General features: G+C 40.0%; 25 protein-coding genes. 8 read left to right on the forward strand and 17 right to left on the reverse strand.

Going from position 1 to position 25,524, the window contains the following annotated elements; translation table 11 throughout:
* The first annotated feature begins 252 nt into the window (after positions 1–252).
* Genes SANK73390_RS04120 through SANK73390_RS04130 form a run of 3 tightly spaced genes read left to right on the forward strand, consistent with a single transcriptional unit; the run spans position 253 to position 1,256 of the window.
* Positions 253–585: a hypothetical protein gene (locus tag SANK73390_RS04120; protein ID WP_462763878.1), complete on the forward strand. Its 333-nt coding sequence runs from the start codon at positions 253–255 to the stop codon at positions 583–585.
* A gap of 1 nt (position 586) precedes the next feature.
* Entirely contained in the window at positions 587–994 is a 408-nt protein-coding gene (locus SANK73390_RS04125) for a phage holin family protein (RefSeq protein WP_462763881.1), read from the forward strand.
* A 7-nt stretch (positions 995–1,001) separates the two neighbouring features.
* The gene (locus tag SANK73390_RS04130) at positions 1,002–1,256 is read left to right on the forward strand and encodes a hypothetical protein (RefSeq protein ID WP_462763884.1); all 255 of its coding nucleotides are present in this window, start codon (positions 1,002–1,004) and stop codon (positions 1,254–1,256) included.
* Here SANK73390_RS04130 and SANK73390_RS04135 read toward each other — a convergent pair.
* From SANK73390_RS04135 to SANK73390_RS04160, 6 genes are all read right to left on the reverse strand, one after another.
* A complete protein-coding gene (locus SANK73390_RS04135; protein ID WP_462763887.1) occupies positions 1,253–3,202 on the reverse strand; it encodes an ATP-binding response regulator in 1,950 nt (649 codons plus the stop codon). The genes SANK73390_RS04130 and SANK73390_RS04135 overlap by 4 nt on opposite strands.
* A 14-nt stretch (positions 3,203–3,216) precedes the next feature.
* On the reverse strand, positions 3,217–3,663 hold the full coding sequence (locus SANK73390_RS04140; RefSeq protein ID WP_261594229.1) for a response regulator: 447 nt from the start codon (positions 3,661–3,663) through the stop codon (positions 3,217–3,219).
* Positions 3,635–5,143: a sensor histidine kinase gene (locus SANK73390_RS04145; RefSeq protein ID WP_462763892.1), complete on the reverse strand. Its 1,509-nt coding sequence runs from the start codon at positions 5,141–5,143 to the stop codon at positions 3,635–3,637. The genes SANK73390_RS04140 and SANK73390_RS04145 overlap by 29 nt, the downstream gene beginning before the upstream one ends.
* 43 nt (positions 5,144–5,186) lie before the next feature.
* Positions 5,187–5,381 carry a histidine kinase gene (locus SANK73390_RS04150; protein WP_261594231.1) on the reverse strand — a complete coding sequence of 65 codons (195 nt, stop codon included), beginning with the start codon at positions 5,379–5,381 and terminating at the stop codon, positions 5,187–5,189.
* Positions 5,382–5,407: 26 nt separating this feature from the next.
* Positions 5,408–6,817, reverse strand: a complete 1,410-nt coding sequence (locus tag SANK73390_RS04155) for a sigma-54-dependent transcriptional regulator (protein WP_462763895.1) — start codon at positions 6,815–6,817, stop codon at positions 5,408–5,410.
* Between the two features lie 64 nt (positions 6,818–6,881).
* Positions 6,882–8,504, reverse strand: coding sequence for a diacylglycerol kinase family protein (locus SANK73390_RS04160; protein WP_462763898.1), 1,623 nt, complete (start codon positions 8,502–8,504; stop codon positions 6,882–6,884).
* 563 nt (positions 8,505–9,067) lie between these two features.
* Between SANK73390_RS04160 and SANK73390_RS04165 the strand changes: the two genes are divergently transcribed.
* A complete protein-coding gene (locus SANK73390_RS04165; protein WP_462763901.1) occupies positions 9,068–11,029 on the forward strand; it encodes a methyl-accepting chemotaxis protein in 1,962 nt (653 codons plus the stop codon).
* Here the strand turns inward: SANK73390_RS04165 and SANK73390_RS04170 are convergent.
* The 7 genes from SANK73390_RS04170 to olsF all read right to left on the reverse strand — a co-directional run bounded on the left by SANK73390_RS04170 (position 11,019) and on the right by olsF (position 19,718).
* A complete protein-coding gene (locus SANK73390_RS04170) occupies positions 11,019–12,221 on the reverse strand; it encodes an iron-containing alcohol dehydrogenase (protein WP_462763904.1) in 1,203 nt (400 codons plus the stop codon). The genes SANK73390_RS04165 and SANK73390_RS04170 overlap by 11 nt on opposite strands.
* 128 nt (positions 12,222–12,349) lie before the next feature.
* Complete coding sequence (locus SANK73390_RS04175) at positions 12,350–14,197, reverse strand: DEAD/DEAH box helicase (protein WP_462763907.1); 1,848 nt, start codon at positions 14,195–14,197, stop codon at positions 12,350–12,352.
* Positions 14,198–14,410: 213 nt separating this feature from the next.
* Entirely contained in the window at positions 14,411–14,674 is a 264-nt protein-coding gene (locus SANK73390_RS04180; RefSeq protein WP_462763910.1) for a GrxA family glutaredoxin, read from the reverse strand.
* Positions 14,675–14,774: 100 nt separating this feature from the next.
* A complete protein-coding gene (locus SANK73390_RS04185) occupies positions 14,775–15,053 on the reverse strand; it encodes a peptidylprolyl isomerase (protein WP_462763913.1) in 279 nt (92 codons plus the stop codon).
* Between the two features lie 179 nt (positions 15,054–15,232).
* Complete coding sequence (locus SANK73390_RS04190; RefSeq protein WP_462763915.1) at positions 15,233–17,308, reverse strand: TonB-dependent receptor plug domain-containing protein; 2,076 nt, start codon at positions 17,306–17,308, stop codon at positions 15,233–15,235.
* A gap of 107 nt (positions 17,309–17,415) precedes the next feature.
* Positions 17,416–17,898 (reverse strand): TlpA family protein disulfide reductase, encoded by a 483-nt coding sequence (locus SANK73390_RS04195; protein WP_462763917.1) that lies wholly within the window; start codon positions 17,896–17,898, stop codon positions 17,416–17,418.
* A 113-nt stretch (positions 17,899–18,011) separates the two neighbouring features.
* Complete coding sequence (olsF, locus tag SANK73390_RS04200) at positions 18,012–19,718, reverse strand: bifunctional ornithine lipid synthase OlsF (RefSeq protein ID WP_462763919.1); 1,707 nt, start codon at positions 19,716–19,718, stop codon at positions 18,012–18,014.
* A gap of 173 nt (positions 19,719–19,891) precedes the next feature.
* Between olsF and SANK73390_RS04205 the strand changes: the two genes are divergently transcribed.
* Together SANK73390_RS04205 and SANK73390_RS04210 are read left to right on the forward strand one after the other, a co-directional pair.
* Positions 19,892–20,812, forward strand: coding sequence for a 2-hydroxyacid dehydrogenase (locus tag SANK73390_RS04205; RefSeq protein ID WP_462763921.1), 921 nt, complete (start codon positions 19,892–19,894; stop codon positions 20,810–20,812).
* A 384-nt stretch (positions 20,813–21,196) separates the two neighbouring features.
* Positions 21,197–21,337, forward strand: coding sequence for a hypothetical protein (locus tag SANK73390_RS04210; RefSeq protein WP_462763924.1), 141 nt, complete (start codon positions 21,197–21,199; stop codon positions 21,335–21,337).
* On the opposite strand, the gene smrA is transcribed toward SANK73390_RS04210, so the two are convergent.
* The 3 genes from smrA to SANK73390_RS04225 form a co-directional block, all read right to left on the reverse strand.
* On the reverse strand, positions 21,327–21,908 hold the full coding sequence (gene smrA / locus SANK73390_RS04215; protein ID WP_462763927.1) for a DNA endonuclease SmrA: 582 nt from the start codon (positions 21,906–21,908) through the stop codon (positions 21,327–21,329). The two genes, SANK73390_RS04210 and smrA, sit on opposite strands and share 11 nt — an antisense overlap.
* 65 nt (positions 21,909–21,973) lie before the next feature.
* Entirely contained in the window at positions 21,974–22,213 is a 240-nt protein-coding gene (locus tag SANK73390_RS04220; protein WP_261594244.1) for a hypothetical protein, read from the reverse strand.
* A gap of 100 nt (positions 22,214–22,313) precedes the next feature.
* Entirely contained in the window at positions 22,314–22,763 is a 450-nt protein-coding gene (locus SANK73390_RS04225) for a hypothetical protein (protein WP_462763930.1), read from the reverse strand.
* A 93-nt stretch (positions 22,764–22,856) separates the two neighbouring features.
* Here SANK73390_RS04225 and SANK73390_RS04230 point away from each other — a divergent pair, with 93 nt between their 5' ends.
* Complete coding sequence (locus tag SANK73390_RS04230) at positions 22,857–23,240, forward strand: response regulator (protein ID WP_261594246.1); 384 nt, start codon at positions 22,857–22,859, stop codon at positions 23,238–23,240.
* A gap of 56 nt (positions 23,241–23,296) precedes the next feature.
* On the opposite strand, the gene rpsT is transcribed toward SANK73390_RS04230, so the two are convergent.
* Positions 23,297–23,557, reverse strand: coding sequence for a 30S ribosomal protein S20 (gene rpsT / locus SANK73390_RS04235; protein WP_261594247.1), 261 nt, complete (start codon positions 23,555–23,557; stop codon positions 23,297–23,299).
* Between the two features lie 380 nt (positions 23,558–23,937).
* Here rpsT and murJ point away from each other — a divergent pair, with 380 nt between their 5' ends.
* Positions 23,938–25,515: a murein biosynthesis integral membrane protein MurJ gene (gene murJ / locus SANK73390_RS04240; RefSeq protein WP_462763934.1), complete on the forward strand. Its 1,578-nt coding sequence runs from the start codon at positions 23,938–23,940 to the stop codon at positions 25,513–25,515.
* Positions 25,516–25,524: the final 9 nt, after the last annotated feature.

Raw genomic sequence — 25,524 nt, forward strand, 5'->3', positions numbered from 1 at the left:
GTTTGTTTGGGGCGTTCTCAGTCAAGCTTGAAAAGGGGAGTGCTTGGGGAGCCTAGATTTGACAGCGGATGAATGTACGTAGCGAATAAACTAAAAGAGTAGGTTAATTTTACAGAGTAAAACTTTCTCAAGCGCGTAAATCTGATTAACCCTTAAAATAGGCTTTTTTTCAAGTTGTTGTTTTTATTGTATTTAATTTTGGTTTGGTTGTTGCATATATCATTGTGAACTTAACTATTAAGGAGAAAATTCATGAGTACGCAGAATAACGCAAGTAGCAGCAAAGCTAATTCAAAAAACCAAGCTAATGGTAAATTAGAGAACATGCACCCTGTGGCTGACCAAGTGGCGGAGTCACTACATCACACAGTCGATTCTTTACACGATAGTGCAGCACGTACCGAAGAGAACTTAAGAGAAAAGAGCGATGCGTCGGCACAGTCACTTAAAGCGCAATCTCGTTTAGTGCAACAAAAATGGAATGAGTCTGGGGTAAAAAAATATGCCACTGAAAACCCAGTTAAAACTGCTGGTATGGCCTTTACCGCGGGTATTGTATTAAGCATGTTACTAAGGAAAAAATAGCATGAAAGAGTCTATTAGCCCTCATCACAATGAGCGAGACTCAAACGACTTAGGAGCGCAGTTTACTGCGCTTTCTGAGCAGAGTGCTCAACTTGTTACCAGTTATGGTGATGTAATTACTGATTTTATACGCTTACTTAGAGCAAAAATTAAGGCAAATGCTGCGATGCTCTTAAGCATTTTCACGCTTGTTATTGCAGCGACAGTGTTGACGAGTTTGGTTTGGGTGAGCCTTCATGTCTTATTTGCCTATGCCTTAGTATCTTTAGGGTTGAGTTGGTTTTTCGCAGCAGGGTTAGTGATGACAATTAATATCGTGCTTGTGTATTACCTGCTAGTTACTGCCATTCGACTTTTTGATAAAGCGAGTAGCGATTTGCTAGACGATTTTTTAAGCATAAAAAAATAGGTGTATGATGACCAGATTAGCGAATTACATTCATAAAAAAATATACCAAGATGTGGTGCTCAAAGAGTGTAAATATCGCCAGCGTCTAGATGAAAACAAATATATTAAAATGCAAACACTCAATACAGTAAAAAGTTTGGTGAAATCTCCCATTGTACTTACCGGGCTTGCACTTTCAGGTTTATTGGTAGGACAAGGTAGCCGTTTCGCTACCTTAAGAAGGCTGGTACTGCTAAGGCGTATACTTAACCAAGTAGGTTAAGTCATAATAAGTTGTTGTAAATCTGGCAAAGATACAGGTTTGAGCAGCACCTTATCTACATCATATTTAGCTAATAGCTCGGGTTCGGGATCTGAACCGCTGACAATGGCTATATTTTGTGTTGGGACTAAGGCTCTAATTTTGCTTGCCGCATCAAAACCTGAACCATCAGGCAAAGTCAGGTCTAATATCACTAAGTCAATATTTGTTGTAGATTCAAAGCAGGCCATGCAACTTGCAATATCATGCGCACTTTGTACCTTAGCGCCAAGTGTTTGTAGTAACAAGGTCATCAGCTCTCTGGCATCTTCATCATCTTCAACCAACAAAATGTTATCTATTTGATTACGCTTTTTGGCTGTTTTTTCATTTTGAACGGTATGGGTATGACCTAAATAAAAAGATAGGCAACGGTATAAATCATCGATATCAATTGGCTTAGTCAAGCAATCGTTAAATCCAAGCGCCGTGAGTGTTTCTTTATTACCTTTTAGTGCAGCCGCGGTAAGCGCAACAACCGGAACAGTTATAGCACTTTTCCTGAGCGCGACAATCGCCTCTCGTCCATCCATTTTTGGCATATGCAAGTCCATGAGTACCATATCGAATGTATGCGAGTGACTCAATAAATCCACGGCTTCAACGCCATTATTTGCCGTGCTTACAGTCACACCACTACTACTTACAATGTTGGTGATCAGCGCTCTGATCTCTGGAATATCCTCCACTACCAAAACGTGACCCGTTAACTGAGGTTTATTTGCGGGTTTTGACGAGGATACTTGCAGGGTTTGTAAGTCAAGAGGTGCTAACTCTAATCGACGCCCGACATCATCATTGGTATTTATAAAAAACGAAAACTGACTACCTTGTGCTAATTTTGATTCAACGTGAAGACCACCGCCTAGCAACGTAACAAGCGCACCACTAATTGCAAGTCCGAGCCCTGCACCTTCTTCTTGTCGGGTTGTGGTATCTTGTACTTGCTCAAATGGCTTAAAAATACGCTTTAATTTATCGGTAGGAATGCCAACGCCGGTATCACTAATCGTGAAGTGTAACGTACCACTGTTTTGATATTCTAGCGTAACCAAGATATGCCCTGAGTGGGTAAATTTAATCGCGTTGTAAATAATATTAATAAGGACTTGGCGCAACCGTGTATTGTCACTATAAATTTGCTTGGGAATATCGCTAAGGGCACTAATCTTAAAGTCTAGGTTCTTTTTATTTGCGGCGACTTTAAATAGGCTTTGTAGGTCAGCTAAAAATGGCGTTAAGGGCATCCATTCTTTAGTAAGCGATAGTGCATTAGCTTTTATTTTAGATAAATCTAGCACATCGTTCAACAGGGTTAATAAGTGCTGACTATTGTTATTAATAATAGATAATTCAGGCTTAATATTATCAAGCTCAGCGCGGTTTAACAGCAGGTCGGTGTACCCCATAATGGAAGTCAGCGGGGTGCGTAGTTCATGGCTTAGGTGTGCCAAAAACCGATCTTTAGCGCGGCTATCGGCTTCCACTTTTAGGCGTTCAATACGTTCATTCGCTAATTCTGTTCGCGCCAATGCATAGCGAATAGCGCGAATAAAACGCACGCTATTGATTTCAGATTTTACTAAAAAATCTTCCGCGCCCAGCGCTAGCGCTTGGTTATCTAATACTTCGTCTGCTTGGCCCGTTAGCATAATAAATGGTGTAGTGCAGAGCATTTTCTTTGCGACTTCGAGTACTGACAAACCGGTGTGAGCACCCAGCTGATAATCTAATAAACATAAGTCAAATTTTGCATGCTCTAATGCTTGAATAATATCGTCAAAATTACTTAACCAAGTAATATTAAAATCATAATCAGGCATTTCTTGTAGGTAATCTAGGGCGAGCATATAGTCATCTTCATCGTCCTCAACCAACAGCAAATTGACTAAGCGGTTATCGCCCATGTTGTTTCTCCTTTTTATGGTAACTCGACAATTTCTATCCAGTACTTACCGAGGTTTTTCATAAGTTCAACCAGCCCATCAAAATTAACTGGTTTTGCTATATAAGATGCAGCGCCTAAGTCATATCCTCTAATTTTGTCTTCTTCCTCTTTAGATGTGGTTAATATGACAACGGGAATAGAACGAAGCTGGGAATCTGCTTTAATCTCTCTTAAGGCTTGCCTGCCATCCATTCGGGGCATATTCAAATCTAATAATATTAAGCTGGGCCTTGGGAAATCTTGGACATTGCTAAATTTTCCTTCATTTCTTAGGTACTCAAGCAATTCTACGCCATCATTAACAAAGTTGATGGTATTGAGCACCCGGCTTTGCTCAAGTGCATCTTGTGTGAGCATACGATCATCTTCGTCATCGTCTGCCATCAATATGCTAATGCTTTGTGGTTTTAAGTAGTTCATGCTTATTATCCTTAGTGCTGTGAATATTTGCGTCAATGGGGAGTAACATAGTGAAAACAGCACCTGTTTGGGCGGGGCTGGATGCGCTAATTTCGCCGCCATGGCGTTCAATAATGCGTCTGCATACAGCGAGCCCTATACCTGTACCGGCATAGTCTTTGCGTGAGTGTAAACGTTGAAATGGGGTAAATATTTTTTCTTGGTATTCTGAGTCAAATCCAATGCCATTATCAGTCACGGTTATTTTTATCCACGACTCATCACCTTGGTTAGTCAAGTGCTCAGGCGCAGTAGTTACTTCACATTTTATGTCAATGACAGGAGTCTCGTTTGCTCGTCGAAACTTAATTGCATTGGAAATTAAGTTCGAGAACAGCTGAGTTAACTGACTGGCATCTGCAGTAATTTGGGGTAATGGGTGTACTGTGACTTTACTGTGACTATCTTCAATAGCCACTTCTAAATCTTCAATCACTTTACTTAAAAGTAGGTTGAGGTCTACTTCAATAAATGGCTTTCCGCGCGTAGTAACACGAGATAGCTCCAACAGGTCGGTGATTAATGTCGACATTCTCATGGCTGCTGAATTCATTCGCGCAAGGTAGTCTTGGCCTTTGTCTCCAAGTTGTTCGCCATAGGTGGTTGTTAATCTGTCACCAAAGGCACGTATTTTTCGCAAAGGCTCTTGTAAATCATGAGAAGCGACAAACGCAAAGTCTTCAAGTTCTCGATTACTGCGGTTTAGTTCTTCAGCATATACTTCCAATGCATGGGTACGTGCTTGTACTTTTTGCTCTAAAGTTGCGTTGTATTGCTCTAAGTTTAGTTTTGCTGCCTTTGTATTTTTGAGGTGCTTAATGAGCAATAAGAGGATCGCACCACAAAGTAAAATACTCAGTGCAGTAAACCAGACTACGTTACGTTTGGAATTTGCGCGGGCAATATCTAAGCGCTTTAATAAATCAAGCCGAATTAATGTCTCTTCGTGGATTATGATGCTGTATCTGTTGCGCAAATCAATGTCAGAATTTTCAACGTCTTCTAAAATTCGGTGTGTTGGGGTGACATTGGATTGAGCGGCAAGCTCAATGCTGGCTTTGAGTGAATCAAGTTTTATTTGTGCGAGCCGGGTAAACTCAGCTATGCGCTGCTGCTGCAAGTGGCTATGCGATTGTACTTGTTTTGTGCGCTCTAAAGAAAGTTCAAACTGCTCAAGTGCTTTAGTAAATGGTGTTAAATGTTTATTTTTTTCAGAGATTAGAAAGCCACGATGGCTTGACTCCGCATTTAAAAGGTCGATATGTAAACTGTCAATTACCAACATTACTTCACTGGCTTTAGTCAAGTCTTTTTGAATTGTGGCAATATTTGTTATATTTTTTAACCCGATAACAGCGTTAAATATAATTGCAGCAACAATAATAACTGCACTTAGCGATACAAAACTAGAGGTGTTTAATGCTTTGATTAATTTATCCATATATTTAACTTAAAAGCTCATTAGTGAAGCTGCTCAATGAAACTTATTTGAGCAGCTGTTGCATTGTTTCGCTACATTCTTTGGCAGAGACAATTATTTGCTCTGCCACCTTTTTTATATCCTCAGGTGATATTGATTTATCCACCATTATTTTTAATAACTCGGCATTCATAGTGATATGGTTTAGTGGCTTTCTGGCATCATGAATGACAGTTTCAACTGATTGTTTATTTTCCATCATTGTCTCCTTTTTGCGAGAGAGTGTTAGTGTGTTTGCTCATAGGAATTTAATCGGTTGTAAAGTGTTTTGGTGCTAATTCCCAAAATTTTTGCTGCGTTAGTTTTATTACCATCGACGGATGCTAGAGTTTTATAGATCAGTTCTTTTTCTAATTCTTCAATCGTCGTGCCGACAGCTGTATCTGCAGAAAGTCTCGTATTTACAGGTGGTGGTGTAACCGGAGCGTGTGGCGATAGTATTTGTGGTGGTAGATTTGCGTTAGCAGGTGCTTGAGTTGCACGAGAAAATGGAGAATCAAAAGAGGCAGGAAATACCAGTTTATTTTCTTGTAAGTCTGCCATGATAAATGCGCGGTGAATAGTATGTTTTAATTCGCGAATATTACCAGGCCAGTCATGCGCCATTAGTAAAGCCATATCAAGGTCAGTTAGCGCTAAACTGCTATTATTTTGCTTGTTCATATCGTCTAAAAAATATTGGGCCAGCAGGGCTATATCCTCTTTTCGCTCCCGTAATGGGGGGATCGAAATTGGAAAAACAGCTAACCGAAAATAGATATCTTCTCTGAGTACTTTATTTTGTGCTATCTCTTCTACCGAGCGGTTAGTTGCTGAGATAACTCTACAATTGACATCAATGCTTTTAGTACCGCCAACACGGGTGACCGTTTGTGTTTCTAGCACACGCAGTAAGTTAGGTTGCATTTCAATGGGCATTTCAGTTAATTCATCTAAAAATAAAGTGCCGTCTTGAGCCAGTTCAAATACGCCTTTTTTCTGGGCATTTGCACCTGTAAATGCGCCTTTTTCATGGCCGAATAACTCACTACCAATTAAGTCTTTTGGGATAGCACCACAGTTAACAGAGACACGTTGGCCTGAAAGTTTACTGGCATTATGAATTGCTTGTGCAACCATTTCTTTACCTACACCGCTTTCGCCCAACAACATAATGTTGGCATCGGTTTGTGCCACACGCTCTATCATGCGATACATATCTTTCATAGTGCTCGACTCGCCAATTAAGCAATCAAAGTATAGAGCGTGACTTTGTGTCTTATTTTTTTCAGGTAAGTTACTTCCCCCTGCGTTACACAATACTTGCTTTAGGTCGTCTGCATCAATTGGTTTAGTTAAATGTCCAATTTCTGTGCTACATATTTGTGCAATGGCGTTTTTAACTGACGGGTGACCTGTGATCATGGTAACTTGTGTTGATATGCCATTAACGTTGATATGATCCAGCAAGTGCAAACCACTGCCATCAGGCAACATGAAATCAAGTAACACATGATCAAAATGTTGCGTATCAAGCCACTGTTTTGCTTCTTTTAGTGTTGCAGCGCTAAATACCTCACACTCTAAATATTCTATTATCCGACATGCTATATCTGTAAATTCTAAATCATCATCAACCAACAAAACGCTTTTCACAATTTTATCCTTTTCACTCCCGCTTTTCTTAGTCTACCTTATTTTAACGCTAATTTATAATGGGTTAAGACGCGATAATAGATAAACTTGCGGGTAGTACGTGAATTTTTAGCTCCGTTGCACTGTCAATTTCTCCGTCTATTGAATACTTAAGGTCTTGGTCGCTGTTAATTTGTATATGCTTTACATGGCAATGTTTTATATTCTTATTTTGCGCATCAGGTGCGCGCACACTGTTATTAAATAGTTCAGCCAAAGTAGTGAGTTGTTCTGTTGTGCTGTCTGTGTGATCAAGCTGGGTGACATCCAACAAACCATCTTGCCAATTAGGGGCACCACAGCCTTGTGCTAATACGGTACTAAATGGTGCAGCGTTAGCAACTACAATACTACTGCACTTAACTTCATGTTGGGGCTCTTGATCTAACTTAAGGTGGATGTTTAGCGCTTTATTGGTAACTAAAGCGCTAAAAAAACCTTTAATATAGGCAAGTTGGCCTAACTCGTTTTTTTGTTCGCGACTGGCATTGTCAATCATTTGTTCCTCAAGGCCCAGTGCGACTACTAGCAAGGCGGTTTTTCCATTGCATTGCATAGTGTCCATTTTGACAGTCTTATGCTGGATTATGGCATCGCAAGCTTCGCTTATTGGGTCAATTTTGCTAGAAAACCCCCATAAAACATGTGCGAGTGCATTGGCTGTGCCCATAGGAATAATACCTAGGTGGTGTTGGGTGTTTTTTACTGCACAGGCTACTTGCCCAACGGTTCCGTCACCACCACAGGCAACTAAAGTATGTGGTTCTTCATGGCTCTCAATTAATGACTCGCTGAGTTTTTTAACATCGGTATCTGCTTTGGTGAAATGAAATAAGAGTGTGTACTTTTTGGTTAATTCACCAATAATGGCGTTATCATGCTGAAACCATTTTCCAGAGCCTGATGCTGGGTTAATGATCAAACTTAGGTTATGCGCTTGATGCGCTTTAAGTTGGTTACTTAGCTTCACCAAACGTTTTAGCTGCTTTTTATTCAAGCGGGCTGTCCCTCTGATCTCTTGAACTTGCTCTATAACCTCTCTAACCGATATGTCAGGCTTTGAAGCAAGCAAATAGGCACAAAGCATGAAAAATGAGCGGCCTCGCCCTAAGGCACAATGTACAACTACTTTGTTATTGAGTTGGTGTTGCGCTTTAATCCAGTTAATAGCGTGTTCAAGTTGCTCTTGAGTTGGCGAAAAATGATCAAGAATCGGAATGTTAAGATAATAGAGGTTTTCCTGTTGAGCAGACCAATTTAATCCATCAAACTCAGCAGTTACATCTAAAATAGCGTTGACGCCCTTAGACTCTAACATATCTACATCACTGGGAAATAAACGACAGGCAAGGAATAAGTCATCGGTAATTTTTTGTATTGCAGGTACTTTGTCATGATGCCTCATAAACGCATTATAAAGCTGTGTGGCGAGTAAGTAGGGTAGTAAAATACATTTTATCCAAACAGGAATAGACCCTGTTGCTGATTTTCTAAATACACTCGGATAATTTGTACTGTAAGCGAATAAGACACATGCAAGAGAAATGCATAGCCATAACGCGGGCAAGAAAAACCAATTGTGGTAGCTCAGGACAACAAAAGCCACTGATAATAAAAATAGCAGCAAGTAGTATTTGATCATCTTCATTACTATCTCTTCCTTTTTATATTTAGCTGAGATTAATTCAAGAAACGTGCCTATATCAATTTATATATTATTCATACAGTTATGCATTTTAATATGAGTTTCTGCAATTAAGACATGCACGGTTGTAGAATTTACACATACAGTAAAGGTACTTTGTAACTCTTACATAGGCACAGTTTAGTGTGTAACTTTTTGATTGTGCAGGTATAGAAAGCCGTTAATGATAAAAAGTAACTTGTTTAACGCAGAGCAGGTTATAAAGATCAATATTGAAAAAGATATTTTATGATTCGATAGAGTCGAGATATGAATAAAATCACAAGTTGAAAGTTGTTTAGTTTGCTCAGTTGTGCCATGTTTAAAAGGTTTTATGGCCTTTTATGCAATGTAGAGGTTTGATATAAAATAAACTTTTAAGTTTTTATTCTAATTTCTAGATAAGTGTGAAATATTAACCCTTTGATTTGTATTAGGAGTGTGCGTACCGCACTGTTAACCAAATGTTTAAAAAACTTTCTATCAAGCAGAAAATCATATTAGGCTTTTCTAGTCTTGGTGCGCTATTGTTAATATCTAGCGCATTAGCCTACACGGCGCTCAAGCAAATAAATCATGCCAACAGCAAAGTCAAAAATGTCGCGTTACCAATCTTGAAAACAGCTAATGCATTACAGTTACAGCAAAGTGCATTAAGCAAGTTAGTTTCAAAGGCATTTAGTGAAAACAACCCAACAAAAGTCAAAGAAATAGAAAATCGTTTTGTTCAATTACAGCAGGGTTATCAGAGAAAATTATCTGACTTACATGATGTTACAGCAAATAACCCACAATTTTCTACGTTACTAAAAGATATTGTGTCAGTGAGCACAAATATAGATCAGCATGCAAAATCATTATTATCAGCCAAACAAACGGTATTAGCTCAGCGATTAGCAATAAAAAATAGTGTGGGGCAGTTTGAACAAAGTCGCTCCATAGCAAGCGATGCAATGTTGAATTTGGAATTAGTAGAAACAGATAACGCGCGACAGCTAGCCGAAGTTGCAGGTACAGGTATTCGTATTGATGACATGATGTATACTTTGAGTGACAACATCAAGGTCGCAAACCAGTTGGAACTAGATAACTGGCAAGAGCAGCAACAAAGCGTGCAATTTTTACTAGGTAATATTCAAAACAACTTTGAGTTTTTAAAGCGCCAAGCTCAGGGGTTGGAGGTTGAACCATTACTGAGCGAATTTAGTGAACAATTAGCGATTATGAGTGAACTTTTAGATAAGCCCGGTCACCTTTATCGGCGTGTGAACAGTAAGCTCTCTGCCATTACCCAAACTCAAACAGCCTATCAACAGGCTGAGTCTGCAACTGAGCGAGTACAAAATACACTCAGAGAATTGCAACAGGTATCAGATAACCAGTTGAGTTATTACGAAAACAGTGCGGAACAAAAAATAGAGCAAGCTCAAAATGCGGCATTGTTGATGGCACTTATCTTCATTTTGCTAGCTGTTTTCATTGCTATATCAACCAGCCGAGCTATGTTAGGCCCTTTGGCGGCAGTCAATAAAATGCTGGGCTATTTAGCTGAAGGTGACTTTTCTCGGGCAATGAAAAAGCGCAGTGACGATGAGTTTGGCATGCTGATCGACAATATTAATAGAGTAAAAGACAGCTTAAGAGTGTTATTAGAAGACATTAATACTAAAGTACATGAGCTAGAGCAAATGTCTGATTCTTCACAGCAACGAAGTCAGGTTTTGGCGAACAACTCTCAGCAGCAACTAAAACGTATTGATAGTGCTGCCGGATTGGCATCTGACATAGCACAAAGCGCTCAGCAGGTTAGTGAGGAGTCTGCCACTACGTTAAATAGTATTAAAGAAGCAGAGCAACAAAGCCTGAGTGTGAATAAAATTGCCAACGATAACAGGCAACATATGTTGTCTCTTAACGGTAAAATGGCAAATGCAGTAGAGGTAATGGATAAATTAACTCAGCATAGTCAGAGCATAGGCTCAATTTTAGATACCATAGTATCTATTGCAGAGCAGACAAACCTGTTGGCACTAAACGCGGCGATAGAAGCTGCTAGGGCAGGAGAGCAAGGGCGTGGTTTTGCTGTGGTTGCTGATGAGGTGAGAACTTTAGCAGCACGTACGCAATCTTCGACTAATGAAATTAATACTATGATTGAGTCGCTCCAGCAGGATACAAAACTTGCGAACAGTGCGATTGTTGATGGCCAAGGGGGAACTCAGGCCTGTGCACAACGCAGTGAGTCGCTATCTGAGGCTATTGAGCAGATTGAACAGATTTTGATACAAGTTAATGGGTTAAGCAGTCGAGCCAGTGACGCCGCGAATGATCAAGTGTCACATTGCCAGCAAATTGAAAGTGTGATGGCAAACGCTCAACATACCGCCAAAGAAAATGCCAGTGAAATGCAGCATATGGCTCAAGCTAGTGAGTCTTTGAGCCGCTTTGCCAACTCGTTAACTGCATTGGTAGAGCGGTTTAAGCTTTAGCACTCACAGAGAGTAAAATATTTTGGCATTCTTTTAAGTTCATAAAGCAAGGGACAGGGTAATCTGGGTGTGCCTCTTTGAGCGCGCTGCTCGCCAGTGTGTCAATATCTTCTTGACGTAGCTCTTCAAAATGCACTTGAATGTGCATACTGTCCAGTAGTTGCTCAATATGGCAGAGTAAATCCTGTGCTTGTTGAGCAATCGGGTAATCTAAAGACGTTAAGCGGCAGTGCCGCGCGATTAATGCCAACGTGCTGTCTACTCTGTTGCCATACCAGCGTAATACTGGCAGTAATAATACTGCGTTGGATAAGCCGTGTGCTGTGCCATAGTTTGCACTTAGTTGGTGAGAAATAGCGTGTACATATCCTACTGAGGTACGTGTGAAAGCTTGCCCTGCATAAAATGATGCTAATAACAGCTGCTCTCTGGCATATAAATCTGAACCTTTACAATACGCGCTTGGCAAATAGCTAAAAATGAGGTCGCACGCTTGTAAGGCGTGTTGTCGGCTAAATGACAGACAGTTAATACTCAATAGTGCTTCTATTGCATGAGTTAGAGCATCTAGCGCTGTTGTTGCGGTTAAGTGTGCAGGTAAACTGGTGCTCAACTGCGGCATCAATACCGCATGTTGCGGCACCAGCGTAAAGTCTGTAGCGGCATATTTAAGTTGTTTTTGCGGGTCATTAACGACTGCTGCAACGGTGGTTTCAGCACCAGTACCTGCGGTAGTAGGGATTGCAATATTAGGTGGTAGACGCTTGCGTACTTTAAATAGCCCCTTAAAATCAGAGACCGCTTGATTGGGTTTTACCACTTTGGCACCAATTAATTTAGCACAATCAATAACCGACCCTCCACCGATGGCGATAATTGCATGGCAGTGATTTTGTTGGTAGTGGAGATAACCCTGTTCAACGTTTTTGATGGTTGGGTTAGGGTTAACGTCATCAAAAATGATAGGTGTGAGATCTTGCTTTGCGATACAGGCTAGTTGCTCAATGATGATTGGCAGCTCAATGAGTGTTTTATCTGTAACAATGAGCACATGACTGCCATTTTTAAGTTGCAGTGCTTTTATGGCGTTTTCGAGCGCATCCTCACCTCGGTGTAACTTTGGATTAGGCACACCAATTAAGACAACAATACATTTTAAAATAAAGTGATAACAGCGATAAAGTAGTGCCATGTGAGTGCTCGATTTTTAGTCTGGACCAAAAATGTAGCATAAAGCAGATGATTCATCTAATGCGGATGTGAAGAGTGCGTGTTGGATATAACAAAGCCGCTTTTAAGCGGCTTTGTTGGGACTGGCTATTAAGCTGTAAAGCTTACTGGGCGACGTTCTTTTCGCTCGCCATCACGACGAGGAGCACGTTTACCTTCACCGCGAGAGTCTTTGCTGAAGCTGCGCTTCTTATCACCACTACGTGGTTCAGAGTTACCCGCGTCAGCTGAATGTGCACTCTTAGTCAACTTCATAGGACGCTTGCAGATGAACACATTCTGAAAATGTGATACGACATCAGCAGGCATGTTCTGTGGTAATTGAACCGTACTGTGTTCATTGAACAAACGGATATCACCAATGAACTTGCTTGAAATATCAGCTTCGTTCGCAATTGCACCTACAATGTTCTTAACTTGAACACCATGGTCACGACCTACTTCGATACGGTAAGTATCCATAGGGCCTTGAGAGCTATTACGTGGGGCACGTTCTGGACGTTCACCACGATTGTCACGGCTTTCACGACCTTTACGTTCACCACGAGCGCCTTCGCGACGGTCATCACGTCCACGGCCTTCACGGCGGTCATCACGTTCACGACGTTCACGCTGTTGGAACTTAATTTCTTCAACTTTAAGCGGAGACTGTTGCTGAGCTAAACAAAGCAATGCACCGGCTAAATCTTCTGAACTTAAGTCAAGCTTTTGTGCTAAGTCTTTAGCAACATCGTTAAAGAAAGTGATGTCTTTGTGCTCAAGCGCGGTTGCAAGTTTAGTTTGTAAACCTGCAATTCGTTTCGCTTCTACCGCAGCAGCTGATGGTAATTCAACTTCAGCAATTTCTGACTTAGTGTGACGCATGATATTACGTAGTAAGTAACGTTCATTGTGCTTCACAAACAAGACCGCTTTACCTGAACGTCCTGCACGGCCGGTACGACCAATACGGTGAACATATGCTTCACTGTCTTGTGGAATATCATAGTTGATAACCAAGCTTAAACGGTCAACGTCTAGACCACGTGCTGCAACATCTGTGGCAATAACGATGTCTAGTAGGCCATTTTTCAAACGTTCAACCGTACGTTCACGAGCTTGCTGATTCATATCACCATTAAGCGGAGCGGCTGAAAAGCCTTGCTGCTCAAGTAATTCAGCTAACTGTACAGTATCATTACGAGTACGAACGAATACAATTGCACCATCGTAATCTTCAGCTTCTAAGAAACGAACAATACCCTTGTTTTTGTGTACACTTGCACGCCAAAACACTTGCTCAACGGTCGATACCGTAGAGTTACGTGCAGAAATATGCACTTGCTCTGGGTTGTCTAAGTATTTAGCACAAATAGACTGAATTTGTTTTGGCATGGTTGCTGAGAATAAACAAGTTTGTTTATTCTTTGGCGTTTTTTCCATGATGCTTTCAACATCATCGATGAAACCCATACGTAACATTTCATCAGCTTCATCCAGCACAAGCGCGCGTAAATTAGACAGATCAATGGTTTTACGATTGATGTGGTCAATCAAGCGACCTGGTGTTGCAACAATAATTTGTGCACCACGGCGTAGAGCACTTAATTGAATGCCATAGCTTTGGCCACCGTAAAGTGCGAGTACTTCAACACCTTTAGTGTATTTAGCGTATTGTTCAAACGCTTCTGCTACCTGGATAGCAAGTTCGCGAGTTGGTGCAAGCACCAAAATTTGTGGCTGCTTAGTAGCCGGGTCAATATTGTTCAATAATGGTAATGCAAATGCTGCTGTTTTACCTGTACCCGTCTGCGCTAGTCCCAGTACGTCCTTTCTTTCTAGCAATAACGGTATACATTGAGCTTGGATCTCAGATGGTGTCTTGTATCCTTGCTCTTCGACTGCTTTTAAAATTGCAGGAGAAAGATCTAAAGATTCAAACGTGACTGGTTCTGACATTAATGCGCCTCAACGAATTTAAAGAGGCGCGCATTGTATAGGAAAAGCGAATCAAATGCTTGTACTAATTAGAACTAATTTATATGTAGTTGAAGTTGTACGTTTTTTAATCGCTCGCTTTTGGGGTAATTAACAATGTATTTACTAAACGATTATTGCTGAAGATATTTTAACCTAGCCAATAGCTCGGTTTTAATTGCATTAATATTCACATTAACGATATAAATCTAAGTGTTCTTTGGCATAAGCCTCAAATTCAGTAAATCCACCAATGTGATCTTGGTCGATGAAAATTTGTGGGACGGTTGGGCAGGGCTTGCCTGCAGACTTTTCTAAGTCTTCTTTACTCACACCTTCTTTGATTATGTCTATATAACGAAAGTTAAAGTCATCTCTTTGTGCTCTTAAGCGCTCAGCAACTTCTTTTGCACGTACGCAGTATGGGCAACCTTCACGACCAAAAATAACAGTAAACATATAAAACCCTCATTGTTGATTAACTTTAATGTCTTCAGTTTAGAGGTTTTTTAGCGCAATGAAAGTGACTAAAAGCAATCACTGTCATCGAAAAAAGAGATTAGCTTCTGTAGAGCGTTTTGATCAGGTGGTAACCAAATTTGGTTTTAACAGGGCCATGCACTTCAAAAAGGGGTTTTTTGAATACAACGTCGTCAAATGCTTTGACCATATCGCCTTTGCTAAACTCGCCTAAGTCGCCACCGCGTTTTTTTGATGGGCACAAAGAGTGTTGTTTGGCGAGTTTATTAAAATCGCCTCCTTTGGTGAGCTTCGCTTTGATTGCTAGGCATTCTTTTTCAGTTTTTACCAAAATATGATAGGCACAGGCTTTTGGCATGATGACTCCTAAAATCGAATATAAGGCCAATGAACAAACGTATTAAACTAAATTGGAAGCATTAATGGCTCACTCCCTAGCTTTTTACTCATGCTCAATTTGGTGTAACAGCGAGATCATGCAGGGCTTGGCGGTAAAACACAAGCCCTAGAAGGGGAAATTATGACGCAAGATACAAGTTAAAAAGTAACGCTAAAGCCAATGGAAGGGCGCATTTCAAAATCGTCTTGCTCTTCTTTAATATATAAATCATCAACGGAATTTACTTTCTTGTAGTCAAGATCAATGTAGCTAATGTTGTCTTGTCCGTAAGCATTCATAAGCTCAAGAATGAGCTTGCCATCAAGGCCAAATAGCTGTGTTTTTCTTTCAAAGCGAATATCAAGCCGATGATATAAGTCATGCCGTTTAGAAAAGGCGTCACCATAAACAGGTAAAAATCGGTTGGCATGCTCAGGGTTTTCTCGAACACCAACAATAGGTGTATAAGCTTGCCCACTGCGAGCGGTAAAGTTAAAACCGCCTTCCCACAGTTCGTTAATCTCGTAGTGGAGGACAGCATTGAATACTAGAGGTGTATCGGCAAAGTAATCTCGAGTAATATTTTGTCTAGTATCTGTGCGCTCACTTTTAGCATAACTGAGCGAAACCCAGCCATACCAATTGTCGGTTTTATTTTTGCTCACTAGCAAGTCAACACCATAAGCGCGTCCTTCTACCTGATTAGTATAGAGTAGATGAGCATCTGGGGCGCTAGCATCAATTGCCAGTGGCAAGTCATCCATGGTTTTGTAATACCCTTCCACTGACCATGACCATTCGTTTTCAAGTTGCTGTTCAAAGCCGAGAGTGAAGTGTTCTGATGTTTGTGACTTTAATTTTGGATTACCAACTTGTGGGATTATGTAGTCAACATCTTGCATTCGGTTATATTGGCCAAATTTAGCTATTATCGTACTGCTACCTGATAGGTAATAATTTAGCGCTAAACGAGGAGAGATAAAGTCCTCATCAGTATAATCATTGTGTTGAAGTTGTACACCAAGCTCAGATTGCAGTTTGTTAGTTACTTGCCAAACATGTGTAAGACCGATAAACCCTGAATCGATGCCAATGTGTTGCTTACCACTGATACGCTCGCCTTTTTTAATATCGCAGTCTGGGTCAAGCTCAGTACATAAATATTGAAATGTATCGTATGTATACGTTGTTTCATTATCAAAATAGGCAAAATCAGTGATTAATCTATGCTGTGAACTAATACGGTAATTTAATTGCGCTTTGTAGCTATACTGTTGTTCTTTTTCTTGCTCGAAATACCCTGCACTGAGCGATGCTTGCTTACCATACTCAAGGCGTCCAGAGTGATCGAGCACACCAACCCCAACCTTAAGGTGGTAATCTTTATTGTAATGATCCCATAACAGGCTTTGGCTATTAAATTCTCGAATGTATGTAGCATCGCCTTGAAACTCTGGTGTTTTTTGGGCTAATTCAGCACGTTCGTTGAACCCTGCTGCTGCTGAATCTTCAGCACCAGTAAAGTTAAAAGTGAGTGTGTTATTGTTATTAATGTCCCATAACCACTTTCCTTGGTAATCATGGTCATCAGGAGCATCGTTGATGATAACGCCATTTTTCTCACCATCGTCATCTTCTAGCTCTTCACCCTCTGAGAAAAACAGTGGTAGGGTACTTTTGCGTGCAGAGAAATAGAATGCAGTATTGTCTGTGGCTTGGCCTTCAATGAACATACCAGCATTGAACATAGTGAAATCAAGTGTTGTGGTAATTGGTTGGTATTTGGGGTTACGCAGCGTGACGTCAAATACTGCGCCAGTGGCATTGGAGTAGGCTGCCCCATATCCGGCAGAATAAAGTTGAAAATCTTGAATGATGTGCCGGTTGAAAATTGAACTGCCAAAGTCATGAAAAATATACCCCGCTGGCATAAAGTCAACTTCAAAAATATTGTCATTTGGAGATGAGCCTCGAACAGCAGGTTCACTCATCGACCCGCCTGCGGCAACAACGCCTGGTAATGCAAAAACTGCGCGTAATGGATCGCCCATCGCACCGGGCATTTCTATCAGCTTTTCGGTATCTTCAGTAATGGTGCTGGTAATACTGCTGCGTTTATAATGCACCTCTATATGTTCCATTTTATTTGATTTGTCTTGGGCCTGAGCACCAAGTGCAAAACATAGCATGATGGGTGAAAGAGGAAACGTTAGTTTATGAGCAAAAGAGAGCATTTTGATTCCTGAAATCAATAAGAAAATAACAGGGTTTAGTGTATCTTTAGTTAATGTTTAAGTGTTTTAGATTTGGGTAACAAAGTGTCATTTTATACTACATAAACTTACAGTCTTAAACGTAATCCTAGTTCACTTGAGTAGCCAACTGAGCGTGCAATAATATGACTGTTTTCGTCTAAAACGTAGTAGCTCGGATAAGCACTAATTTGATAATTGGCTGAGATATTATGATTTCCCAGTAAGATAGGTAATGTCAGATCAAGGTCAGAGGCAAAGTTTTGTACTTGTTCAACATTGTCATAATCTAATGCGATAGCAATTGCATTAATGTCTTTTTGCTCATATAGCTTATCCAGGTTGGGCATACTCAGTTTGCAAACTTGACACCATGGGGCAAAAAAGTAAACAACGGTTTTTTTGCCTTGTAGTGATGCTAAGCTTACTCGCACTTGTGAAGACAGTGTGGGCAGTGAAAAATATGGCGCTGGTTGTGTGCCTGAGTCTGCCAGCATATCCTTTTCTTGATAGCTACTAACAAGCAAAAAAACAACTAACGCAATACATAATTGAGCAAATAGCTTTACCACAATGACACCTTTGATGACTAACGGTCATTTCAGTGTACACTGCTTTATTGGCTTACCAAAGTGCGTAAGGTATACATATTGGTAGATATATTGATATGCATACCTCAGTGAGGTTAGCCTAAATATCTTTTGGCTTTTTGTGGCTTTATTTGTGTTAAATCAGCAAGGACTAAGCCATCAATACAATTATTGAAGTCTGGATCGATACTAAAACTCAAGAAATTAACGCCCTCAGGCTCACAAAATTCAGTATATTGCTTAAATAGTGTGGGAACTTGAGCCCCCAAGTTTGCAAGCACATGTTTAAGCTCTGCAAAATCTTCTTTAATATCCTGTCCATCAAATAGTGTTTGGTATTGACTTAGTTGTTGATTCGTAAACTTAAACTCATTTTTAGGTTCTGCATGGTCTGCAAGTCGGGCAAAATAGTGCTTGTAGTGGTAAACCAACATTGCTTTTGCTTCATCAGGTAAACTGTTTGATAAGCTAACTGCGCCGAATAAGTACCTATGTTCAGGGTAGCGTTTAACAAACGCACCAATACCATACCAAAGATAGTCTAAGCTCTTTCTGCCCCAATATTTTGGCTGAACAAAGCTGCGACCAAGTTCTAGCCCTTGCTCAAAGTATGGTTGCATTTTTTCAGAGTAGTTAAATAAACTATCGGTATAAAGACCTTGTTGACCATATTCACTAAGCACCTGTTTGGCACTTGCAAGGCGATAGGCACCAACTAATTCTAACTGCTTGGGATCCCACAATACTAAATGCTGGTAGTGCATATCATATTTATCTATATCGCGACGTTTGCCACTGCCTTCACCTACAGCTCTAAATGCAATTTCTCTGAGCCTGCCAAGCTCTCTGAAAATTACGGAACTACCTTGATATTGGTATAAATAAATTTGCATGCCGTCTTGAGTTTGGCCGAGCACCTCACATGCTTCTAGTGCTTTTTTTAGCTCCTTTTTGCACTCTGGGACTGCAATGGGAGTTTGTGTTTTAAGTGGCAAAGTTTTTTTGCTGTTTAGACGATATAACTGCTTACGTATGAGGCCAACGACTTCTTTATCTTTTAAATTCTCAATGATGTATGACTCGGGTGGAATACTTGCACCAATTTCAAACTCTAGTGACTTTTGCCGTTGTTTGAACATCTCTTTAACTAGGAGTAAACTTGCAAGTGGTTTATAAATCATTGATGTGCCATAAAACAGAGGGCTATTCTTAGCTTTAATAAACACTGGTAATATCGGGCAGTTGGCTTTTTTAGCCATACGTAAAAAGCCAGAGTTCCACTTACAATCTTTGATACCTGTAGGGCCAAGTCGTGATACCTCCCCGGCTGGGAATATTAACAATGCACCTTCTTGTTTTAAATGGGCTTGAATATTGGCAAGTTCTTTTTTTCTACTTGTGCCAGAGAGGTTATCAACAGGTAGGAGCAGTGAATGCATGGGTGTGAGTGACATTAACATGCGATTGGCTATTACTTTTAAATCTGGACGCACTTTAGCGATAACTCGGATCAAAGCGAGAGCATCTAATGAGCCGATAGGGTGATTTGCGACAATAACAACACTTCCTTCGCTGGGGATATGTTCAATTTGCTTAGGTTTATAGCGAGCGTCAAAATCTAGTTCGTCTAGCACTTGCTCGACAAATTCAATGCCTTGAAGGTGTGGGTAAGTGTCAGCAAATGCAACAAACTCTTGTTCATGTAACAAGTAGCCAAGCCCTTTTTTAACTAGCCCTTTCACTTTTGGAGAGTGTTCTAACTGCGGTAAATTGGCTTCGATCACTTTATCGACACTGATCATAAAACGGTCCTATTGAATATCATTCATATTAGATTAAAAATATCTAGTGACATCCATGTTGCAAAATTCTGTCATTTATATGACATTGAATGACTGAGTTGTTTGATAACTCACTGGGCTTTTAACTGTGATTTAGTTAGCATAGCTTTATTGAATATAAATTAGAGTTATCTATGTCATTACTTGTTTGTGTAATGCAACGAAACAATGAGAAGTTGCTCAGCAGGTTAAAATCTCTTTTACCGAATGTTGAGATTTACGAATGGCCGAATTGCCCTGACTTAGCCCAAGTTGAATTTGTCTTAGCGTGGAACGCGCCGGATGAACTTTGGGTACAGTTACCTAATTTAAAAGTGGTGCAATCTTTTGGTGCAGGAGTTGATGGTATCGCAATAAACTTACTTGCAAAGCAGGTCGTTGTAACACGTATTGTGGATAACCAATTAGCTGATGACATGGCACAGTTCGTACTCGCACATATTTTAGCCCATAAACTAAGAGTAAAGCAGTATTTGGCACAGCAGCAGCAAAACATATGGAAACCTAAGCGAGCACATATTGGAAATCATGTTGGCATTATGGGCTTGGGTGAATTAGGTAAAACGGTGGCTAATAAGTTGGTTTTAAATGACTTTTTGGTCAGTGGTTGGTCAGCAAGCCCTAAACAACTAAAAAACATAACGACCTATACAGGCCAAGATGGGCTCAATCTGTTTTTGGCCGATTTAGATTATTTAGTGTGTTTGCTTCCTTTAACAAAGCACACGGAAGGTATTTTAAATAAAAGCTTATTTGCGCAACTGCCTAGCCATTGTGTTCTAATCAATGTAGCCAGGGGCCAACATGTTAATGATGAAGATTTACTATGGGCATTGGATAATGATGAGTTGGCTGGAGCAAGCTTAGATGTATTTACACAAGAGCCGCTTGATAATTCACATCCATTTTGGCACCACCCTCAAGTCTCAATAACTCCCCACTGTGCAGCGCTGACCAGTGTATCTGTTGTGTGTGAGCAGATAGCAATAAATTACTCAGCTTTATTAAATAATGAAAGCCTTAAGAATGTCGTTGATACGTCAAAAGGATATTAATATAAGCCCCTAGAGCTGTATGGAATAATAAAGGTATACTTTAGATTTGTAGCACAGTCTTGTGAAGATTGACTTTTATGCCAATTTTATTAAAACATTGATCATTCTAGCGAGCTAGATGGCTTATTAACTGCGTTAAAAGTGACTCATGTAGAATAACGACATACCGGAACTTTGCCTTGTGATTAAGTTATTTATCTATCGCAATATCTGGTCATTTATTTAATGCAATTGGTATTACATTTGCTTTTTAATCTTTCCTTTGTACCTTTTGGGTCATAAAAAGTTCACTTTACATTCATTTTGCTGTATATAAAAACACCTTGTTAGTTCAGGGGATATTCAGTAGATTAGTAAAAAAATAATAAAAACAGAAGGCTATAAATGAAAAGTAAACAAAGTGGCGTAAAGTTCTCAATTGTCCTTTTTTCAGTCATTCTTTTAGGTGTTTCAGCTTGGTTTACTAAGGCTCAAGCAAATGAATTACGTGAGCCTAAGGTTACAGAGAGTGTAACTATCGCTTAGCGTGACGTTCTTTATTTTCCATTTTCTTTTCTTCGCTTTTTTTGAGCAAAACATAGGTTGCCGCGCTACCGCCGTGACAGCTTAGTGCGCTGTGATAAGCCAGTACTTGAGGCATTTCTTGTAGCCACTTATTGGTATAGCTTTTAAGTATCGCTGGAAAGGGCTTACTTTTTAGGCCAAGTCCATGTCTTACTAGCAGTACTCTGATATTTCGGCTGTAGCAATCCAACATAAAGTCAAACAAAGCACTACGAGCCTTATAAAAAGTTTTTCCATGTAAGTCTAATGTTGCGTCAATCTGATATTTCCCCAAACGCAAGTTTTTGTATACCCCTTCTTGAACACCCGATTTTTTAAACGCCAGCAATTCAAACGGATCAAGTAAGTCAACATACTCTGTCGACAGAAAGTTATTGTCGAAGTCGAGTTCCTGTTGTGCTGCGCGACGCTTTTCTAATTGAGATATTGTGGGGGAGTGCTTTATGCGGGTTAGCTCAACATGATTCGTTTGTGCCAGTGGGGTTACATCGCCCATGGATGCCAAAAATAGTTCTTCATCTGTCATAGCCATACTACACCTGTAAAACAAACTGAGAGTATGGCTAGGATTTTAGCTTAGTCGAACTAGGATGACTACTAACTAAGTTCTATTTGGGCAAAAGTGTATACTTTAAATAAATAAAAAGTATTAATTAGAATGAGACTTAAGTTAGATACCACACTTGTATTGACTAGATCCAAACTGAATGATAAAAACAGCAAGCCACATGCAGCAATCGCAGCTGCGCGTAGAAGCGTAATTTGATTGATGAAAAAGGCACCTAAGCCTAGTACTAGCAATACGATATTAATGAGCCAGTTGAACTCGTTGAGCATGGTCTGTATGGTCTTCCATTGTAGATTAAAGGAGCGCCATTATGGTGATCATTTAACCATGCTTCAAGCGAGTATTTTTATAATTTTCAGATTAGTTTTTTTAATCAATAATTAGCTTCTTCAGCGCAAAAAAGACACCAGATTGTTCTAATATTTCGTACCTTTGACAGGTATTCGGGTCGTTTAGGTTAGCGCATAAATACAGTGTGTTACGTTCTAGAGCTGGGCGAGGGTGCAAGTGAGAATCAAACAAAACAGGGTTAATACCCGGTAAACCATCCCAATATACACTTTGTGACACTAGGCCTAGCTTTTCATAGGTGATTAGCTTTGGTTTTGGGAAAATAAGTATTAACAGCGCAAAAATGGCAAGCGCTAGCCACTTTCCAGTGGATTTTTTATCTGCAGTGGGTTGGTTATCTGCAGTCAGTGCTGCTTTTTCTACCGTAGGGTTACCTTTATCCGGTGTCTTTTTTATTCGTGCCTTATGCTTTCCTTGTACTTTGCCAAGTAATGCTTGTTTTTTCTGTTTTTTTAAATTGTTTGACATGCTTAGGTGTAGCCTTTTAGTTGCAGCACTCTATAATAGTTCTATTATTTAAATAATAGCGTATTTTTATGTCGCAGCCTATGGGAAAGGATTATGGATCAACAAATCTCAATACTAATCGTCGATGATGTTGGCACGGTGCGCAGTTTTTTACACCAAACCTTAATGCACCTAGGAATTGAACATGTAAAGGAAGCATCAACGATCCGTCAGTGTATCAGTGCATGTGAAGAACAGCATTTTGATATTGTCTTTTTAGATATTGAGCTGCCAGATGGGGATGGTAAAGAGATAATCGCTCAGTTAAATGAAATTAACCCTGATCTAAACGTTGTTATGGTTTCAGCACATTCCACGGTAGAAAACGTAAAAGATGCCATTGAGTTAGGAGCAAAAGGTTTTGTTGTTAAGCCCTTTTCTCCGAAAAAAATAGCGGCTATGTTGAAAAAATTCTATCCCGATTTAGAAATTAGCTAGTTAAAATTCAGATATAAAAAAACCGACTTTCGTCGGTTTTTTCAATCAAAAACAAATTATAGAGCTTTGATTTTAGCAGCTATACGGCTCTTATGGCGAGCAGCTTTGTTTTTGTGAATAAGACCTTTAGTTGCGTAACGGTCTAAAATTGGTGTTGCAACAGCAAATGCTTGAGTTGCAGCTTCTTTGTCACCAGCTTCAATTGCAGCGATTACTTTTTTGAAGTAAGTACGCATCATTGAACGACGGCTTGCGTTGTGCTGGCGGCGTTTTTCGCTAGTAATAGCGCGTTTTTTTGCAGACTTGATGTTAGCCAAGGTTTGCTCCTAACAATCTTAAAATAAGCTTAATTTAAAGGCCGAGGAATATGCCCGTTTTAATCGCAAAAGTCAATATAATTTGACAAATGCGGCCTTTGTTTCTTCGTCATCGGTTGTCTGTTCACACTAAAACATCAACAATTTGTTTGTTGTATTTAGCGATCTCAGACATTTGAATCACATCAAAACCAAAGAAATTCCCCGGCTGTTGCGATTAATGGCGCGTATTGTAACAAACCTTGCATCGTTCACATAGCATTAGGGAAAGAATTTTTATTTTCTTTACTTAAATTACGCAAAATGAACTGCCGATTCGGGTTTATCCTATGGCATAATCGGCGAGTTTACAGCACGTTTAATTATTTTAGGGGAAAAGGGTGACTAAAGGGTTGTTTAAGTCGGGCATGATTGTGAGTGCGATGACCATGATATCACGTGTAATGGGGCTTGTACGTGATGCGGTGGTTGCAAATTTGCTCGGTGCGGGTCTTGCAGCAGATGTGTTTTTATTCGCAAATCGTATTCCAAACTTTTTACGCCGTTTATTTGCCGAAGGTGCATTTGCACAAGCGTTTGTGCCTGTGTTATCCGAAATAAAAGAAAAGCATGGAGATGATGCGGTTCGTATATTTGTTGCTCAGGCCGCGGGTACGTTGGGAACAATTTTACTTTGTATTACGTTATTAGGTGTTGTTGGGTCACCTGTTATTGCTGCTTTATTTGGGGCTGGTTGGTTCATTGATTGGTGGCAAGGCGGTGAAAATGCCGAAAAGTTTATCTTGGCAAGCGGGCTACTAAAATTTACATTTCCTTATTTATTTTTTATTAGTTTAGTGGCGCTCAGTGGCGCAGTATTAAATGTTTACAACCGTTTTGCGGTTGCTGCTTTTACGCCTGTTCTTTTAAATATATCTATTATTTGCTGTGCTTTATTGCTTCAAGATGTTTTTACTGTGAGTGCGTATGCACTGGCTATTGGCGTTTTTGTAGGGGGAGTTGCGCAGCTTGCATTTCAAGTTCCTTTTTTGTACCGGTTAGGCATGCTTAAAAAGCCTAAATTTGCTTGGCATGCTAAAGAAGTTACTAAGGTACGCCGATTAATGCTGCCAGCCATGTTTGGTGTATCTATAAGTCAGATTAATCTGTTGTTAGATACTTTAATTGCTACATCTTTAGGTACTAGTGCAATAGCGTGGTTGTATTATTCAGACAGACTTATTGAGTTTCCGCTAGGTTTATTTGGAATTGGTATTGCTACGGTTATTTTACCCGCTTTATCAAAATTACATGCAGGAGATAAACTTGAAGATTTTCAAAATACACTAGATTGGGGAGTGCGTTTTGTACTTTTCCTCGGCTTTCCTGCCATGTTGGGGCTTGTAGTAATCAGCCCATTAATTATCTCAGTGTTATTTAATCACGGTGCATTTGCTGCATCTGAAGTGAATCATGTTGAAGCTGTAAGTTATGGTGTTGCTGCATATGCAGTGGGGTTAGTAAGCTTTATGCTGATCAAAGTGTTGGCTCCAGGCTTTTATGCGCGTCAAGATACTAAAACGCCAGTTCGAATTGGTATTGTAACGCTGGTGCTAAATATGGTGTTCAACCTAATGTTAGCCCCTTTTATAGGTTATTTGGGGCTGGCGCTTGCCACTTCTTTGTCAGCGAGTTGCAACGCATATCTATTATATCGCCAACTAAACAAGGAGCGAGTATATCGCGTATCTAGTTTTACCTGGTTATTTGCGCTGAAGAGTATTTTTGCTGCCATTGTTATGTCTATCAGTGTTTACTTTGTGGTTTTACAATATGATTGGCAGTCTTGGGCGTTCATTCAGCAGGTTGGGTTACTCAGTGGTTTATTAGTTCAAGCTGCGATGGTGTATTTTGGCGCGATGCTGTTAATGGGAGTAAGATTGTCAACCATTAAAGAGCTAAAGGGCTACACATCTTGATGTTCGCAT

This window comes from Pseudoalteromonas sp. SANK 73390 (assembly GCF_054966645.1).